The 14,567-nt window shown below is 71.3% G+C and carries 13 protein-coding genes; 7 read left to right on the forward strand and 6 right to left on the reverse strand.

Annotation, left to right across the window (positions count from 1 at the left end; genetic code table 11):
- Positions 1-17 precede the first annotated feature (17 nt).
- Positions 18-2,753: a phosphoenolpyruvate carboxylase gene (gene ppc / locus ACFZP7_RS14835; protein WP_019329910.1), complete on the reverse strand. Its 2,736-nt coding sequence runs from the start codon at positions 2,751-2,753 to the stop codon at positions 18-20.
- A gap of 292 nt (positions 2,754-3,045) precedes the next feature.
- On the opposite strand from ppc, the gene ACFZP7_RS14840 reads away from it, so the two are divergent.
- The 3 genes from ACFZP7_RS14840 to ACFZP7_RS14850 are packed head-to-tail and all read left to right on the forward strand — an operon-like array spanning position 3,046 to position 5,930.
- Positions 3,046-4,056 (forward strand): acyl-CoA desaturase, encoded by a 1,011-nt coding sequence (locus ACFZP7_RS14840; protein WP_385634581.1) that lies wholly within the window; start codon positions 3,046-3,048, stop codon positions 4,054-4,056.
- A complete protein-coding gene (locus ACFZP7_RS14845; protein ID WP_019329908.1) occupies positions 4,053-4,730 on the forward strand; it encodes a TetR/AcrR family transcriptional regulator in 678 nt (225 codons plus the stop codon). The genes ACFZP7_RS14840 and ACFZP7_RS14845 overlap by 4 nt, the downstream gene beginning before the upstream one ends.
- 24 nt (positions 4,731-4,754) lie before the next feature.
- Positions 4,755-5,930 (forward strand): CaiB/BaiF CoA-transferase family protein, encoded by a 1,176-nt coding sequence (locus ACFZP7_RS14850; protein WP_019329907.1) that lies wholly within the window; start codon positions 4,755-4,757, stop codon positions 5,928-5,930.
- A gap of 26 nt (positions 5,931-5,956) precedes the next feature.
- Here the strand turns inward: ACFZP7_RS14850 and ACFZP7_RS14855 are convergent, their stop codons facing one another.
- Positions 5,957-6,778: a trans-aconitate 2-methyltransferase gene (locus tag ACFZP7_RS14855; protein ID WP_385634582.1), complete on the reverse strand. Its 822-nt coding sequence runs from the start codon at positions 6,776-6,778 to the stop codon at positions 5,957-5,959.
- Positions 6,779-6,897: 119 nt separating this feature from the next.
- On the opposite strand from ACFZP7_RS14855, the gene tamR reads away from it, so the two are divergent.
- On the forward strand, positions 6,898-7,395 hold the full coding sequence (tamR, locus tag ACFZP7_RS14860; protein ID WP_019329905.1) for a MarR family transcriptional regulator TamR: 498 nt from the start codon (positions 6,898-6,900) through the stop codon (positions 7,393-7,395).
- Between the two features lie 69 nt (positions 7,396-7,464).
- On the opposite strand, the gene ACFZP7_RS14865 is transcribed toward tamR, so the two are convergent.
- On the reverse strand, positions 7,465-8,238 hold the full coding sequence (locus ACFZP7_RS14865) for a response regulator transcription factor (RefSeq protein WP_030973727.1): 774 nt from the start codon (positions 8,236-8,238) through the stop codon (positions 7,465-7,467).
- 312 nt (positions 8,239-8,550) lie between these two features.
- Here ACFZP7_RS14865 and ACFZP7_RS14870 point away from each other — a divergent pair, with 312 nt between their 5' ends.
- A complete protein-coding gene (locus tag ACFZP7_RS14870; protein WP_385634583.1) occupies positions 8,551-9,006 on the forward strand; it encodes a GNAT family N-acetyltransferase in 456 nt (151 codons plus the stop codon).
- Between the two features lie 4 nt (positions 9,007-9,010).
- Here the strand turns inward: ACFZP7_RS14870 and galK are convergent, their stop codons facing one another.
- Genes galK through galT form a run of 3 tightly spaced genes read right to left on the reverse strand, consistent with a single transcriptional unit; the run spans position 9,011 to position 12,221 of the window.
- A complete protein-coding gene (gene galK, locus ACFZP7_RS14875; RefSeq protein WP_385634584.1) occupies positions 9,011-10,174 on the reverse strand; it encodes a galactokinase in 1,164 nt (387 codons plus the stop codon).
- Between the two features lie 20 nt (positions 10,175-10,194).
- Entirely contained in the window at positions 10,195-11,163 is a 969-nt protein-coding gene (gene galE / locus ACFZP7_RS14880; protein WP_019329901.1) for a UDP-glucose 4-epimerase GalE, read from the reverse strand.
- Complete coding sequence (gene galT / locus ACFZP7_RS14885) at positions 11,160-12,221, reverse strand: galactose-1-phosphate uridylyltransferase (RefSeq protein WP_031022325.1); 1,062 nt, start codon at positions 12,219-12,221, stop codon at positions 11,160-11,162. Before galT ends, galE begins: the two co-directional genes overlap by 4 nt.
- Before the next feature lie 178 nt (positions 12,222-12,399).
- Here galT and ACFZP7_RS14890 point away from each other — a divergent pair, with 178 nt between their 5' ends.
- Both ACFZP7_RS14890 and ACFZP7_RS14895 read left to right on the forward strand, forming a co-directional pair.
- Positions 12,400-14,079 (forward strand): sodium:solute symporter family protein, encoded by a 1,680-nt coding sequence (locus tag ACFZP7_RS14890; RefSeq protein WP_220672024.1) that lies wholly within the window; start codon positions 12,400-12,402, stop codon positions 14,077-14,079.
- A 21-nt stretch (positions 14,080-14,100) separates the two neighbouring features.
- Positions 14,101-14,406 (forward strand): hypothetical protein, encoded by a 306-nt coding sequence (locus ACFZP7_RS14895; protein ID WP_385634585.1) that lies wholly within the window; start codon positions 14,101-14,103, stop codon positions 14,404-14,406.
- Positions 14,407-14,567: the final 161 nt, after the last annotated feature.

The raw sequence follows: 14,567 nt of genomic DNA on the forward strand, positions 1-14,567 counted from the left end.
CATGTGCGCGTCGGGGGTCAGCCGGTGTTGCGCAGGCCGGCGGCGACTCCGTTGACGGTGAGGAGCAGGGCGCGGTCGAGCAGCGGGTCGGGTTCCTGGCCCGCTGCGGCGGCCTCGCGCTGGCGGCCGAGGAGGGCGACCTGGAGGTAGGAGATGGGGTCCAGGTAGGCGTCGCGGATGGTGAACGTCTGCTTGAGGACGGGGTCGGCGTCGAGCAGTTCGCTCTCGCCGGTGACGCGCAGGACCTCGGCGACGGTGAGTTCGTGCTCGGCCTTGATGGTGTCGAAGACGTGCTTCAGCTCGTCGGGGACGAGGGTGTCGACGTAGTGCTGGGCGATGCGCAGGTCGGTCTTGGCGAGGGTCATCTCGACGTTGGAGATGAAGTTGCGGAAGAAGTGCCACTGCTGGTGCATCTCGTCGAGGACCGTGTCCAGACCGGTCTCGCGCAGGGCCTTGAGGCCGGAGCCGACGCCGAACCAGCCGGGGACGATCTGCCGTGACTGGGTCCAGCCGAACACCCACGGGATGGCGCGCAGGCCGTCGAGTCCGGCGTTGGAGTCGGGACGGCGGGAGGGCCGGGAGCCGAGGTGGAGGCTGCCGAGCAGGTCGACGGGGGTGGAGGCGAAGAAGTAGGCGGGCAGGTCGGGGTCCTCGACCAGCCTGCGGTAGGCCGAGTGGGCGGCGTCGGAGACGACGTCCATGGCGGCGTCCCAGCGGGCCAGTGCCTCGTCGGACTGGCGGGGCGCGGTGTGCAGGGCGGATGCCTGCAGGGTGGCCGCGACGGTCAGTTCGAGGTTCTCCCGGGCGAGGGTCGGGATGAGGTACTTGTCGGAGATGACCTCACCCTGCTCGGTGACCTTGATCTCGCCCTCCAGGGTGCCCCAGGGCTGGGCGAGGATCGCGTCGTGGGTGGGGCCGCCGCCCCGGCCGACGGTGCCGCCGCGGCCGTGGAAGAGGCGCAGGCGCACCCCGTAGCGGTGGGCGACGTCGCGCAGGCGGCGCTGGGCGCGGTGGATCTCCCACTGGCTGGTGGTGATGCCGCCGAACTTGGAGGAGTCGGAGTAGCCGAGCATGACCTCCTGCACGTCGCCGCGCAGGGCGACCAGGCGCCGGTAGGAGGGGTCGGCGAGGAGGTCCTCGAGGATGGTGTCGGCGGCCTTCAGCTCGTCCGTGGTCTCCAGCAGCGGGACGATGCCGATCTTGGCCCAGCCGGCGTGCAGGTCGATGAGGCCGGCCTCGCGGGCGAGGACGGCGGCGGCGAAGACGTCGTCGGCGCCCTGGCACATGGAGATGATGTAGGACTCGATGACCTCGGGTCCGAAGACCTCCAGGGCCCGCTTGACGGTCTGGAAGACGCCGAGGGTCTTCTCGCCGGCCGCGTCCACGGGTGCCGGGGTGGGCGCCAGCGGACGCCGGGACCGCAGCTCCTTCGCGAGCAGCTTGGCGCGGTACTCGCGGGGCATGTCCGCGTAGCGCCAGGACTCCTCGCCGAGCCGGTCGAAGAGCTGGCCGAGGGCGTGGTGGTGGGCGTCGGCGTGTTCGCGGACGTCCATGGTGGCGAGCTGGAGGCCGAAGGCGGCCAGGGTGCGGATGGTGCGGGCCAGGCGGCCGTCGGCGAACAGGCCGCCGCGGTGCTCGCGCAGCGAGGTCTGGACGATGCGCAGGTCGGCGAGGAGTTCGGCGGTGCCGAGGTAGTCGTGGCCGTCCTCGTGGGGGGTGCCCTTGGCGAGGCGCTGCTTGGTGTTCTCCAGCTTCTGCCGGATGCAGGTGGCCTTGAGCCGGTAGGGCTCCTCGGCGTTGAGGCGCTTGTAGCGGGGGCTGATCTCGGGCAGCCGCTCCAGGTCGGTCTGGAGGGAGGTGAGGAGTTCTTCGGTGGCGCCCGTGTAGCGGATGGAGTTGGAGAGGAAGCCGCGCAGCTCGTCGATCATCTCCAGGGCGTCGTTGATGCCGTGTTCGTGCTGGAGGATGAGGACGTCCCAGGTGACCTGGGGGGTGACGTTGGGGTTGCCGTCGCGGTCGCCGCCGATCCAGGTGCCGAAGGTGAGCGGGCGGGTGTCGTCGGGGAGCTTGACGCCGGCCCGCTCCAGCTCCGCCGTCAGGTCCTCCAGGACGTCGCCGACGGCGCCCAGGTGCAGTTCGTCCAGGTAGTAGATGGCGTTGCGGGCCTCGTCGGCCGGCTCGGGGCGGACCACGCGCAGTTCGTCCGTCTGCCACACCAGGTCGATGTTCTCGGCCAGGCGGGTGTCGAGGCGGCGGCGGTCGGACTCGTTGACCGGGGTGTCGAGGAGGGCCGCGATGCGGCGCAGCTTGTTGAGGACGGAGCGGCGGGCGGCCTCGGTGGGGTGCGCGGTGAAGACGGGGCGCACGTTGAGGTTGCGGACCGTCTCGCGCAGGTGCTCGGGGTCGGCGTCCTTGAGGCGGTCGGCCGTCCGGGCGAGCAGGCCGCCCTCGGCGGCGCGCTTGGCGCCCAGTTCGCGGCCGCGGTGGACCTGCTCGGTGACGTTGGCGAGGTGGAAGTAGGTGGAGAAGGCGCGCACCAGCTTGGCTGCGGTCTCCAGTTCGGTGCCGCGCAGCAGCTCGGCGGCGGCCTCGCCGTCCTCTCGGGTGAGGCGGCGAACCTTTTCGACGAGTTCCAGCAGCTCGGGGCCTTCCTGCCGCACGAGGGTCTCTCCGAGGAGGTCGCCCAGCCGGCGGATGTCGGCACGCAGCTCGGTGCTGGTCGTCGTGGTGGTCTGGTCGTCGGCACTGCTCACAGGTGCGGCTCCTTGCAGTGTTGAAGCTCGTCTGGGAGGGAACCCGGACGGCGTCTCGCGCGGCGGGCGCCGCTTACGGGGCCGGACGTCCGGGAAGTATTCCGAGCGGACCGCGCTGTCCGACCGACTCCCAGGATAGGTGTCGGCGAGGACGCGCAGGCTCGCGGGCTCTTGCCGCGGGGCGACGCGCTGCAATACTTACGTCGCCGTAGGTTACGGAACCGTAGGAAGTGTGGCGCGGTTCCCGCACCGCTCGGCAACTGACAGGACCCTCGACCCCCAGAGGACGCGCATGACCACGAGTTCCGACGTGATCGCAGGTTCCCCGAAGCCCCCCGACGACGGCTCCGCCCCTTCCGCGACGCTGGGGGGTGAGCAGAAGCGGTCCATCGAGCAGATCACGCTGTTGCTGTTCATCACCGTTCCGTTCCTGGCGCTGGTGGCGGCGGTGCCGCTGGCGTGGGGATGGGGCGTGAGCTGGCTGGACCTGGGCCTGCTGGTCTTCTTCTACTTCCTGGGCTGCCACGGCATCACCATCGGCTTCCACCGGCACTTCACCCACGGCTCCTTCAAGGCGAAGCGACCGTTGAAGATCGCGCTGGCGATCGCCGGGTCGATGGCCGTGGAAGGCCCGCTGGTGCGCTGGGTGGCGGACCACCGCAAGCACCACAAGTTCTCCGACGACGAGGGCGACCCGCACTCGCCGTGGCGGTACGGCGAGACGGTGCCGGCGCTGATCAAGGGCCTGTGGTGGGCGCACATCGCATGGATGTTCGACGAGGAGCAGACGCCGCAGGACAAGTACGCCCCGGATCTGATCAAGGACCCGACGCTGCGCGCGATCTCCCGCCAGTTCGTGCTGTGGACCGTGGTGTCCCTGGCCCTTCCGGCCCTGATCGGCGGGCTGGTCACGATGTCGTGGTGGGGGGCGTTCACCGGCTTCTTCTGGGGTTCACTCGTCCGGGTGGCTCTACTGCACCACGTGACGTGGTCGATCAACTCGATCTGCCACGCGGTCGGCAAGCGCCCGTTCAAGTCGCGGGACCGTTCGGGCAACGTGTGGTGGCTGGCGATCCTGTCCTGCGGTGAGTCCTGGCACAACCTGCACCACGCCGACCCGACGTCGGCGCGGCACGGGGTGATGCGCGGCCAGCTGGACTCCTCGGCCCGGCTGATCCGCTGGTTCGAGCAGCTGGGGTGGGCGTACGACGTGCGCTGGCCGTCACGCTCGCGTATCGATTCCCGCCGGAACACGGACCAAGGTTCCTCCCGGCGCCGGAAGGAAACCGTCGAGGCGGCATGATGGTCGCTGTGGCGACCGACTCCAGCAGCACCCCGAGCAATGAGAAGCCCCGGCGCGCACGCCGCACCCGGATGACCGGTGCCGAGCGCCGCCAGCAGCTGCTGGAGATCGGTCGCACCCTCTTCGCGGCGAAGGGTTTCGAGGGCACGTCGGTGGAGGAGATCGCGGCGAGAGCCGGGGTCTCCAAGCCGGTGGTGTACGAGCATTTCGGCGGCAAGGAGGGGCTGTACGCGGTGGTGGTGGACCGCGAGATGCGGCGGCTGCTGGACATGGTGACCAGCTCCCTGACCGCCGGCCATCCGCGTGAGCTGTGCGAGCAGGCCGCCTTCGCCCTCCTGGACTACATCGAGGAGTACACGGACGGCTTCCGCATCCTGGTCCGCGACTCCCCCATCCCCCAGTCGACGGGTTCCTTCGCCTCGCTGATCTCGGACATCGCCACCCAGGTGGAGGACATCCTGGGCCGCGAGTTCAAGAGCCGCGGCTTCGACGCCAAGCTGGCCCCGCTGTACGCGCAGGCGCTGGTCGGCATGGTGGCGCTGACCGGTCAGTGGTGGCTGGACGTGCGCAAGCCGAAGAAGGCGGAGGTGGCGGCGCACCTGGTGAACCTGGCGTGGCACGGCCTGGACGGCCTGGAGCCGAAGCCCCGCCTGATAGGGCACCGCAAGAGCTAGCGCCGTACCGGGAGTCGCTTCTTCATGCAGCCGCTGCGCGGAATCACCGTCGTCTCGCTCGAACAGGCGGTCGCCGCCCCCTACGCCAGCCGGCAGCTCGCCGACCTCGGCGCCCGGGTGATCAAGGTGGAGCGCCCGGGGACGGGCGACTTCGCCCGCGCCTACGACTCCCGGGTGCGGGGTCTCAGCTCGCACTTCGTGTGGGTCAACCGCAACAAGGAGTCCGTCACCCTCGACTTCAAGGACCCGCGCGGCAGGGAAGTGCTGCGCCGCCTGATCGCGGGTGCCGACGTGTTCCTGCAGAACCTGGCGCCGGGGGCGGCGGCCCGCGCGGGGCTCGGCGCCGAGGAGCTGCTGCGGCGCCATCCCGCGCTGATCGTGTGCGAGATCTCCGGCTACGGCTCTCCCGGCCCCTACGAGGGACGCAAGGCGTACGACCTGATGGTGCAGGCCGAGGCCGGGCTGCTGTCCGTGACGGGCACGCCCGAGGAGATGGCGAAGGTGGGTGTCTCGGTGTCGGACATCGCCGCCGGGATGTACGCGTACAGCTCGGTCCTCGCCGCGCTGCTGGAGCGCGGGCGCACCGGGCGGGGCGCGCACCTGGACGTGTCGATGCTGGAGTCCACCGTGGAGTGGATGGGCTTCCCCCTGTACTACGCCTTCGACGGCGCGGAGCCGCCACCGCGTGCCGGGGCGGCGCACGCGACGATCCACCCGTACGGCCCCTACACGGCCGGGGACGGGAAGGTGGTCATGATGGCGATCCAGAACGAGCGTGAGTGGCGGGGCTTCTGCGCGCGGTTCCTGGAGCGCCCGGAGCTGGCCGCGCACCCCCACTACGCCACCAACGCGGACCGCAACGCGCACCGGGAGGAGCTGGGCGCGCTGATCGCGGCCCGGTTCGCGGAGCTGACCGGGGACCAGGCGCTCGAACTGCTCGGCGCGGTGCCGGTCGCCAACGCGCGGGTGAGCACGCTCGCCGAGGTGTGGGACCACCCGCAGCTGGCCGCGCGCGGACGCCGGCACGAGGTGCCCACGCCGGCCGGCCCGGTCCCGGCGTTCGCGCCGCCGGGTCCGACGGGGGCGGCTCCCCGCATGGAGGCGGTGCCGGCGCTGGGCGAGCACACCCGGGCCGTGCTCGGCGAGCTGGGGCTGTCCGGGGAGGAGATCGACGCGCTGGTGGCGGCCGGGGTGGCGTGAGCCCCGTCCGCCGCGGTCCGGCCGGACTAGGCGCCGGTCCTCTTCCGGGCGACGGCGAAGATCCGGCGGAAGGGGAAGGGCGTGCCGTGCGGACCCGCCGGGTAGGCGGCGCGCAGGACGGTGCGGTACTCCTCGACGAAGGCGTCGCGGGCCTCGGGGTCGTCGTCGAGCGCGGTGAGCACGGGTCGCAGTCCGGTGCCCTTCACCCAGTCCAGTACGGCGTCCTCGCCGGCCAGCAGGTGTATGTAGGTGGTCTCCCACACGTCGGCGGCGCAGCCCGCGGCGGTCAGGTGGGCGAGGTAGTCCTCGGGGCCGAGGACGGCGTCGTCGTGGCGGAGGGTGCCGGCGAGGCGGCCGCGCCAGCGCGGGGAGTCGGCGAGTTCGCGCATCAGGCGGTGGCTCGGGGCGGCGAAGTTGCCGGGGACCTGGAAGGCGAGGGTGCCGCCGGGGGCGAGGCCGGCGATCCAGTCGGGGAAGCGCTCGGTGTGGTCGGGGACCCACTGGAGGGTGGCGTTGCTGATGACGAGGTCGTGGGGCTCGGCGGGGGTCCAGGTGCGGGCGTCGGCGGCGGCGAAGTCGAGGTGGCCGCCGCCGGGGGTGGGGCCGGCGTACCGGTCGGCCTGCTCGAGCATCCGGGGCGAGTTGTCGTAGCCGGTGATGCGGGCGGTGGGCCAGCGCTCGGCGAGCAGGGCGGTGACGTTGCCGGGGCCGCAGCCGAGGTCGGCGATGCGGGGTGCCCGCGCGGGGAGGTCGGGTACCCGGGCCAGGAGGTCCGCGAAGGGGCGGGCGCGGTGGTCGGCGTGGCGCAGGTACTGGGCGGGGTCCCAGGTGGGGGCGGTGGCGGGCATGGAGCCTCCAGGGATGGGCTGTCCGGGCCGGGTACCCAGCGTCACCCCACCACTATCTCGACGTCAAGAGAATCGACATCAAGAGACTTCATGTCGACACAACCACTACACTGATCGTCATGGAGGACGAGGTCGATCGGCTGGTCGCAGCGTGGCGCCGGGAGCGCCCGGACCTCGACGTGGAACCGCTCGAGGTCCTGAGCCGGGTCAGCAGGCTGGCCCGGCACCTGGACCGCGCACGCCGCCTCGCCTTCTCCGAGCACAATCTGGAGCCCTGGGAATTCGACGTCCTGACGGCGCTGCGCCGCGCGGGCACCCCGTACCAGCTCTCCCCGGGGCAGCTCCTCACCCAGACCCTGGTCACCTCCGGCACGATGACCAACCGCATCGACCGCCTCGCCAAGAAGGGCCTGGTGGAGCGCCTGCCCGACCCCAGCGACCGGCGGGGCGTGCTGGTCCGCCTCACGGACGAGGGCCGGGACCGGGCCGACCAGTCGCTGGCCGGCCTGCTGGCGCAGGAGCGCGCGATCCTGGCCGAGCTGTCCCGCGCCCAGCGCGGCGACCTGGCGGCGCTGCTGCGCCGGCTGACCGCCCCGTTCGACAACATCCCCGGCTGAGGACCGCCGGGGGCGCCGCGCCTCGGACACGGGCCCGGCACCCACCTCGGCCCCGCCCCCCGGCGTCGCTCAGGCGCTGTTGCTCTGCTGCGGCCCGATCCGTCCGGGCGGCCCCAGGTCGGCCGGCCCCACCCCGGCCCTGCGCGCCAGCGCGACGGCGGCGAGGGTGGAGTGCACGCCCAGCTTCCCCAGTACGTTCTGCATGTGCGTGCGCACGGTGTGCGGGGACAGGTACAGCCGCTCGGCGACGGCCTTGCGCCCGAGGCCGGCCACCATGCAGCGCAGCACCTCGCGCTCCCGCGGGGTCAGCGACTCCACCAGCCGCTCGCTCTCGGTGCGGTGCTTGCGGGCGGCGGTCAGTTCGCGCAGCACGCCGGTCAGCAGCGCGGGCGGCAGATGCGTCTCGTCCCGCAGGACCCCCCGGATCACGCTGAGCAGCCGCGACAGCGAGCAGTCCTTCGCCACCCAGCCGCAGGCCCCGGCCCCGAGCGCGAGGGCCGCCCGCCGGGGATCGTCCTTCTCGGCGAGGACCACGACCCGCACCCCCGGCTGCGCCGTCCGCACCCCCGCGACCAGGGAGATGCCGTCGACGAGCCCGTCCTCGTCGCCCTCCCGCACCGGGACGGCGGGCCGCGCGCCGGGCACGTGCCCGCCGAGGTCGGCGTCGACGAGCAGCACGTCGTACCGCCGCCCCTCGGAAGCGGCCCGCTCCAGACAGCGCAGCGCGGCCGGACCGCTGCCGGCCGCGGAGACCTCCACGTCGGGCTCGGCCGCCAGGGCGGCGGCGAGCGACTCGGCGAAGATGCGATGGTCGTCGACGACCAGGACTCGGACACGCACCACGAAACCCCCTCCCCCAGGCTCCTGGCGGAGCGAAGGGCCACCCATCGTCTGTCCACCCAGGGAACACGGAAGACGACACGGCACGGGTACGGCGCCCGAAGCCCCGTATCCACCTGTGCGTTCGGTACTCCGGGACGGGGCGCCGCGGCCGCACGGCCGCCGCCGCGCAGTAACCGCTACCCCCGCCCCGGGCGCCGTACCCTGCTGTCTCGCCCCCTGAACGGCACCGGCCCCCACCGGTGCTGTTCATCAGAGTACGGGCGGGCGCCGGGAGCGGAAGGTTATTTGCAGAACTGACAGCCCGGCACGTTTATGGTGAGCCGCATGTTTCGTCTCGTGACAGAAGTGGACAGGACTCGGCGCGACTTGCTGCGCACCCGCCTGCGGGACACGAACACGGCCGCCTCCTCCGTCCTGCGGTCCCTGCGCCAAACCCCTCACGAACGCGAATCCCCCCTGCACGTCTGGGCCCTCGACGAGTCCGGCGACCTGGCCGGCGGCCTCGTCGGCCACACCTGGGCGACCTGGCTGCACGTGACCTATCTGTGGGTGGACGACCGCCACCGCGGCCTCGGCCTGGGCTCCGCCCTGCTCACCGAGACGGAGCGAACGGCCCGCACCGAACGGTCCTGCGCCGCGTCCCGCGTGGAGACCTGGGACTTCCAGGCCCCGGACTTCTACCGCATGCAGGGCTACGAGGTGGTGTGCGTGATCCCCGACTACCCGCCGGGGATCACGGAGTACACGCTGGTGAAGCGGTTGGTCTGAGCGCTCAGACCAACCGCCGCGCGCCCGCCGAGGGAATCGCCTCGAAGACCCGCGGCGCGGTGAAGCCGGCCGCCGCGAAGGCCTCCTTCACCGCCTTGGTGATGGTGTCGACCTCGGACACGTCCGCCAGGACGATCGCCGAGCCGCCGAAGCCCCCGCCCGTCATGCGGGCGCCGAGGGCGCCGGAGGCCAGGGCCGTGTCGACGACGAGGTCCAGCTCCGGGCAGGAGATGCGGAAGTCGTCGCGCAGCGAGGCGTGGCCCTCGACCAGGACGGGGCCGATCGCGCGGGTGTCGCCGGCCTCCAGGAGCGACACGACCCGTTCGACGCGCTCGTCCTCGGTGACCACGTGCCGGACCAGGCGGCCGACCTCCTCGTCGTCGGCCAGGCGCTCCAGCGCCGCGTCGAGTTCGGCGTACGGCACGTCCCGCAGGGCGTCGACGCCCAGCAGGGCGGCGCCCTTCTCGCAGCCGGCGCGGCGCTTGCCGTACTCGCCCTCGCTGTGGGAGTGCTTGACCTGCGTGTCGACGACGAGCAGGCGCATGCCCTCGGCCGCGAGATCGAAGGGGATCTGACGCTGGGACAGGTCGCGGGTGTCGAGGAAGAGGGCGTGGCCCGCCTCGCAGCACGCCGACGCGGTCTGGTCCATGATGCCGACCGGGGCGCCGACGTAGACGTTCTCCGCGCGCTGGCACAGGCGGGCCAGCTGCCAGCCGCGCAGCCCGAGGGAGTACAGGTCGTTCAGGGCCAGGGCGACCACGACTTCCAGGGCCGCCGAGGAGGACAGGCCCGCGCCGGAGGGGACCGTCGAGGCCAGATGGATGTCGGCGCCGGTCAGCTCGTGGCCGGCCTCGCGCAGCGCCCAGACCACGCCGGAGGGGTACGCGGTCCAGGACCGGTCCGACCCGGGGGTCAGGTCGGCGACGCGCAGCTCGACCACGCCGGCGTCGATGTCGGCCGAGTGCAGGCGCAGGAGGCCGTCGTCCCGGCGGGAGACGGCCGCGACCGCGGTGTGCGGCAGGGCGAACGGCATGACGAAGCCGTCGTTGTAGTCGGTGTGCTCGCCGATGAGGTTGACCCGGCCGGGCGCCGCCCACACCCCCTCCGGCTCCGCGCCGTACAGCTCCCGGAACCGCTCGCCGACGGCCTCCGCCACAGCCTCGCCCATGCCCTGCCCCTCGCTCTTCCTCAGTCCTGGCCCGCGCGCCGCCGCGCGAACTCCCACGCGTCCGTCACGATCCCCGCGAGGTCCGCGCGCGACGGGTTCCAGCCCAGTTTCTCGCGGGCGGTGTCCGCCGACGCGACCAGGACCGCCGGGTCGCCGCCCCGGCGCGGGGCCACGACCTCCGGGATCGGGTGGCCCGTCACCCGGCGGACCGTCTCGACGACCTCGCGGACCGAGAAGCCGTTGCCGTTGCCCAGGTTGCAGATGAGGTGTTCGCCGGGGACGGCGGCCTTCACCGCCAGCAGGTGCGCCTCGGCCAGGTCGGCGACGTGGATGTAGTCGCGCACACAGGTGCCGTCCGGCGTCGGGTAGTCGTCGCCGAAGACGGAGATGGCGTCGCGGCGGCCCTGCGCCACCTGGAGGACCAGGGGGATGAGGTGCGACTCGGGGTCGTGGCGCTCGCCGTACTCGCCGTAGGCGCCCGCGACGTTGAAGTAGCGCAGGGACACCGCGCCCAGGCCGTGGGCCGCCGCCTCACCGCTGATCATGTGGTCGACGGCGAGCTTCGAGGCGCCGTACGGATTCGTGGGCCTGGTGGGCGCGGTCTCGACGATCGGGACCTGCTCCGGCTCGCCGTACGTCGCGGCCGTGGAGGAGAAGACCAGCCGCCGCACGCCCGCCGAGCGCATCGCGTCCAGCAGGGCCATGGTGCCGCCGACGTTGTTGTCCCAGTACTTCTCGGGCTTCACGACGGACTCGCCGACCTGCGAGAAGGCGGCGAAGTGCAGCACGCCGTCGTACGAGGCGTCCAGCCACTTCGCGGCGTCGCGGATGTCCCCCTCGATGAACGTGGCGCCCGCCGGGACGCCCTCCCGGAAGCCCGTCGACAGGTTGTCGAGGACGACGACCTCGTGGCCCGCCTCCAGCAGATGCTGGGCGACCACGCTGCCGACATAGCCGGCCCCGCCCGTCACCAGGTACTTCCCGCTCATGAACTCGCTACCTCTCGCAGTCGCTCGGCCGCGCGCTCCGGGGGCACGTCGTTGATGAACACGTCCATGCCGGACTCGGAGCCCGCGAGGAACTTCAGCTTGCCGGACGTACGGCGGATCGTGAAAAGTTCCAGGTGGAGCGCGAAGTCGTCCCGCGTCACACCCTCGAAGTCCTCCAGCTGCCCGAACGGGGCCTGGTGCCAGGCCGCGATGTACGGCGTCGGAGGCTCGCCCTCCCCGAAGATCCGGTCGAAGCGCCTCAAGAGTTCCAGATAGACCTGGGGGAACTCTGTGCGGGCCGCCTCGTCGAGGCCGAGCAGGTCCGGCACCCGCCGCTTGGGGTACAGGTGCACCTCGTACGGCCAGTGCGCGGCGTACGGCACGAAGGCCGCCCAGTGCTCACCCTCCAGGACGACCCGCTCCCCGGCCAGCTCCTCCTCCAGCACGGCGTCGAAGAGGTTCTCGCCGCCGGTCGCGTCCTTGTGGGCGGCGAGCGAACGGAGCATCTCGGCGGTGCGGGGCGTGGTGAAGGGGTAGGCGTAGATCTGCCCGTGCGGGTGACCCAGCGTCACCCCGATCTCGGCACCCCTGTTCTCGAAGCAGAAGACCTGCTCCACGGAGGCCAGATGCGACAGCTCCGACGTGCGGTCGGTCCAGGCGTCGAGCACGAGCCGGGCCTGCTCCACGTCCAGGTCGGCGAAGGAGGCGTGGTGGTCGGAGGTGAAGCAGACGACCTCGCAGCGGCCGGAGTCGCCGGCCAGCGAGGGGAAACGGTTCTCGAAGACCACCACGTCGTACGAGGAGTCCGGGATCTCGCTCAGCCGCTCCCCCTGCGACGGGCACAGCGGGCACTGGTCGGCGGGCGGGTGATAGGTGCGGCCCTGGCGGTGCGAGGCGATGGCGACCGAGTCGCCGCGCAGCGGATCGCGGCGGACCTCGGAGGTGGTGACGGTCCGCTCCAGCGGACGCCGGTCCACGGCGTCGCGCACGGCGTCGTCGTGCAGGTCGTAGTAGACGAGCTCGCGACCGTCGGCCAGCCGGGTCGACGTCTTCTTCACAGCCGCTCTCCTCTGCACCCACACCCAATCACTCAACACAATCAAACATAACACATCACAACTCACCAGCCTGCCGATCATCACAATCAAACAAAGAACATCACCAGAAGTGTTCAATTACTGAACGCGGAGGCGTAGGTTCCGCTGCGGATCAGTTCGCGCAACGAAGCGAGTTCGTATGCATACCCCCACACATCTAGCCGCGGAGCTTCGACTCCCCACCAACTGGCTCGACTATTCGATCCTCGGGATCTACTTCGTCGTCGTCCTCGGCATCGGCTTCGCAGCCCGCCGCTCCGTCAAGACCAGCCTGGACTTCTTCCTGTCCGGCCGCTCGCTGCCCGCCTGGGTCACCGGCCTCGCCTTCGTCGCGGCCAACCTGGGCGCCACCGAGATCCTCGGCATGGCCGCCAACAGCGCCCAGTACGGCGTCTACACGACCCACTGGTACTGGATCGGCGCCATTCCGGCGATGGTCTTCCTGGGCCTGGTGATGATGCCGTTCTACTACGGCTCCAAGGTCCGCTCGGTACCGGAGTTCCTGCTCCTGCGCTTCGACAGGTCCTCCCACCTCCTGAGTTCGGTCCTGTTCGCCGTCGCGGCCATCCTGATCGCCGGCGTGAACCTCTACGCCCTCGCGATCGTGGTCGAGGCCCTGCTCGGCTGGCCGCAGTGGGTGGCCATCGTGGTCGCCGGCTTCTTCGTCCTCGCCTACATCACCCTCGGCGGTCTCTCCTCGGCGATCTACAACGAGGTCCTCCAGTTCTTCGTGATCCTGGCCGGCCTCATCCCGATCACGGTGCTGGGCCTGAAGAAGGTCGGCGGCTGGGACGGTCTGTCCGACTCCCTCACCCAGACCCGCGGCGGCGACTTCATGACCGCCTGGGGCGGCACGGGCATCGGCAGCGACAACCCGCTGGGCGCCAACTGGCTGACCATCGTCCTCGGCCTCGGCTTCGTGCTCTCCTTCGGCTACTGGACGACGAACTTCGCCGAGGTGCAGCGCGCGCTGTCCGCGAAGAACCTCTCGGCGGCCCAGCGCACCCCGCTCATCGCCGCCTTCCCGAAGATCTTCATCGTCTTCGTCGTGATGATCCCGGGCCTGGTCGCGGCCGTCCTGGTCCCGAAGATCGGCACCCCCGGCTCGGACCTCCAGTACAACGACGCCATCCCGTACCTGATGCAGCAACTGCTGCCCAACGGCGTCCTCGGCATCGCGGTCACCGGCCTGCTGGCCGCGTTCATGGCCGGCATGGCGGCCAACGTGTCCTCCTTCAACACGGTCTTCACCACCGACATCTGGGCCCGGTACGTCGTGAAGGACCGGGAGGACGACTACTACGTCCGCTTCGGCCGCCTGATCACGGTGATCGGCGTGCTCGCCTCGATCGGCACGGCGTTCCTGGCCTCCTCCTTCTCGAACATCATGAGCTACCTCCAGACGCTCTTCTCCTTCTTCAACGTGCCGATGTTCGTGGTCTTCATCATCGGCATGTTCTGGAAGCGGGCGTCCATGAAGTCCGGCTTCTGGGGCCTGATCGCGGGCACGACCGCCGCGATGGTGAACTACTTCGTCATCTACAAGCAGGGCATCATCGACATCCCCTCCGACCAGGGTGCCAACTTCGTCTCCGCGATCGCGGGGTTCGTGGCCGGCGCGGTGGTCATGGTCGCCGTGTCCCTGTTCACCGCGCCGAAGCCGGTCTCGGAACTGCAGGGCCTGGTCTACGGCACCGTCTCCCCCGGCATGTCCGAGGCGCCCGCCAAGGGGGACGACGCGTGGTACCGCAAGCCGGCGCTGCTGGGCTGGGGGGCGGTCGTGCTGGCCGCCGCCTGCTACATCCCGTTCTCGTTCTGATCGCGGGAGGATTGAGAGAGCATGTCCGATTCCTACTCCGACAAGAACGTCCAGGACGAGGTCTCCGAGCTGGAGACCAAGTCCGTCACGGCCGCGCGGCTCTTCGACATCCGGCGGATCATCGGCGGGCTGTTCGTGGTCTACGGCGTCATCGTGACGATCGCGGGCCTGGTGGCGTCCGACGACGAGATCGACAAGGCGCAGGGGGTGAACATCAACCTGTGGACCGGGCTGGGGATGCTGGTGCTGGGGCTGTTCTTCCTGGCGTGGCTGAAGCTGCGGCCCACGGCGCCGCCGCCCTCTGCCGAGGGGGCGGGGCCGGAGTGACGCGGGTGCCGTGACCGGCACGGGTGCGCTGACCGGCGTCTCCCTCCGCACCCGGCGTGGGTGTGGGCGCGGGGGTGGGTGTCGCGGCCCGGCGTAGCGGGGTGCCGCTGCGCCCACCCGTGCCGCCCCAGCGGCACGACTGCCCGCAGCTGGGTGGGATG

This window comes from Streptomyces sp. SudanB5_2050 (assembly GCF_964272335.1).
Lineage (GTDB): Bacteria > Actinomycetota > Actinomycetes > Streptomycetales > Streptomycetaceae > Streptomyces > Streptomyces rochei.

Coding starts and splice junctions, on each gene's coding strand:
- galE (WP_019329901.1), bottom strand. CDS start 11,163: ATGAGCGGGAAGTACCTGGTGACGGGCGGGGCCGGCTATGTCGGCAGC.
- ACFZP7_RS14895 (WP_385634585.1), top strand. CDS start 14,101: ATGTCCGATTCCTACTCCGACAAGAACGTCCAGGACGAGGTCTCCGAG.
- ACFZP7_RS14845 (WP_019329908.1), top strand. CDS start 4,053: ATGATGGTCGCTGTGGCGACCGACTCCAGCAGCACCCCGAGCAATGAG.
- ACFZP7_RS14850 (WP_019329907.1), top strand. CDS start 4,755: ATGCAGCCGCTGCGCGGAATCACCGTCGTCTCGCTCGAACAGGCGGTC.
- ACFZP7_RS14855 (WP_385634582.1), bottom strand. CDS start 6,778: ATGCCCGCCACCGCCCCCACCTGGGACCCCGCCCAGTACCTGCGCCAC.
- galK (WP_385634584.1), bottom strand. CDS start 10,174: ATGGGCGAGGCTGTGGCGGAGGCCGTCGGCGAGCGGTTCCGGGAGCTG.
- ACFZP7_RS14890 (WP_220672024.1), top strand. CDS start 12,400: ATGCATACCCCCACACATCTAGCCGCGGAGCTTCGACTCCCCACCAAC.
- ACFZP7_RS14840 (WP_385634581.1), top strand. CDS start 3,046: ATGACCACGAGTTCCGACGTGATCGCAGGTTCCCCGAAGCCCCCCGAC.
- ACFZP7_RS14870 (WP_385634583.1), top strand. CDS start 8,551: ATGGTGAGCCGCATGTTTCGTCTCGTGACAGAAGTGGACAGGACTCGG.
- tamR (WP_019329905.1), top strand. CDS start 6,898: ATGGAGGACGAGGTCGATCGGCTGGTCGCAGCGTGGCGCCGGGAGCGC.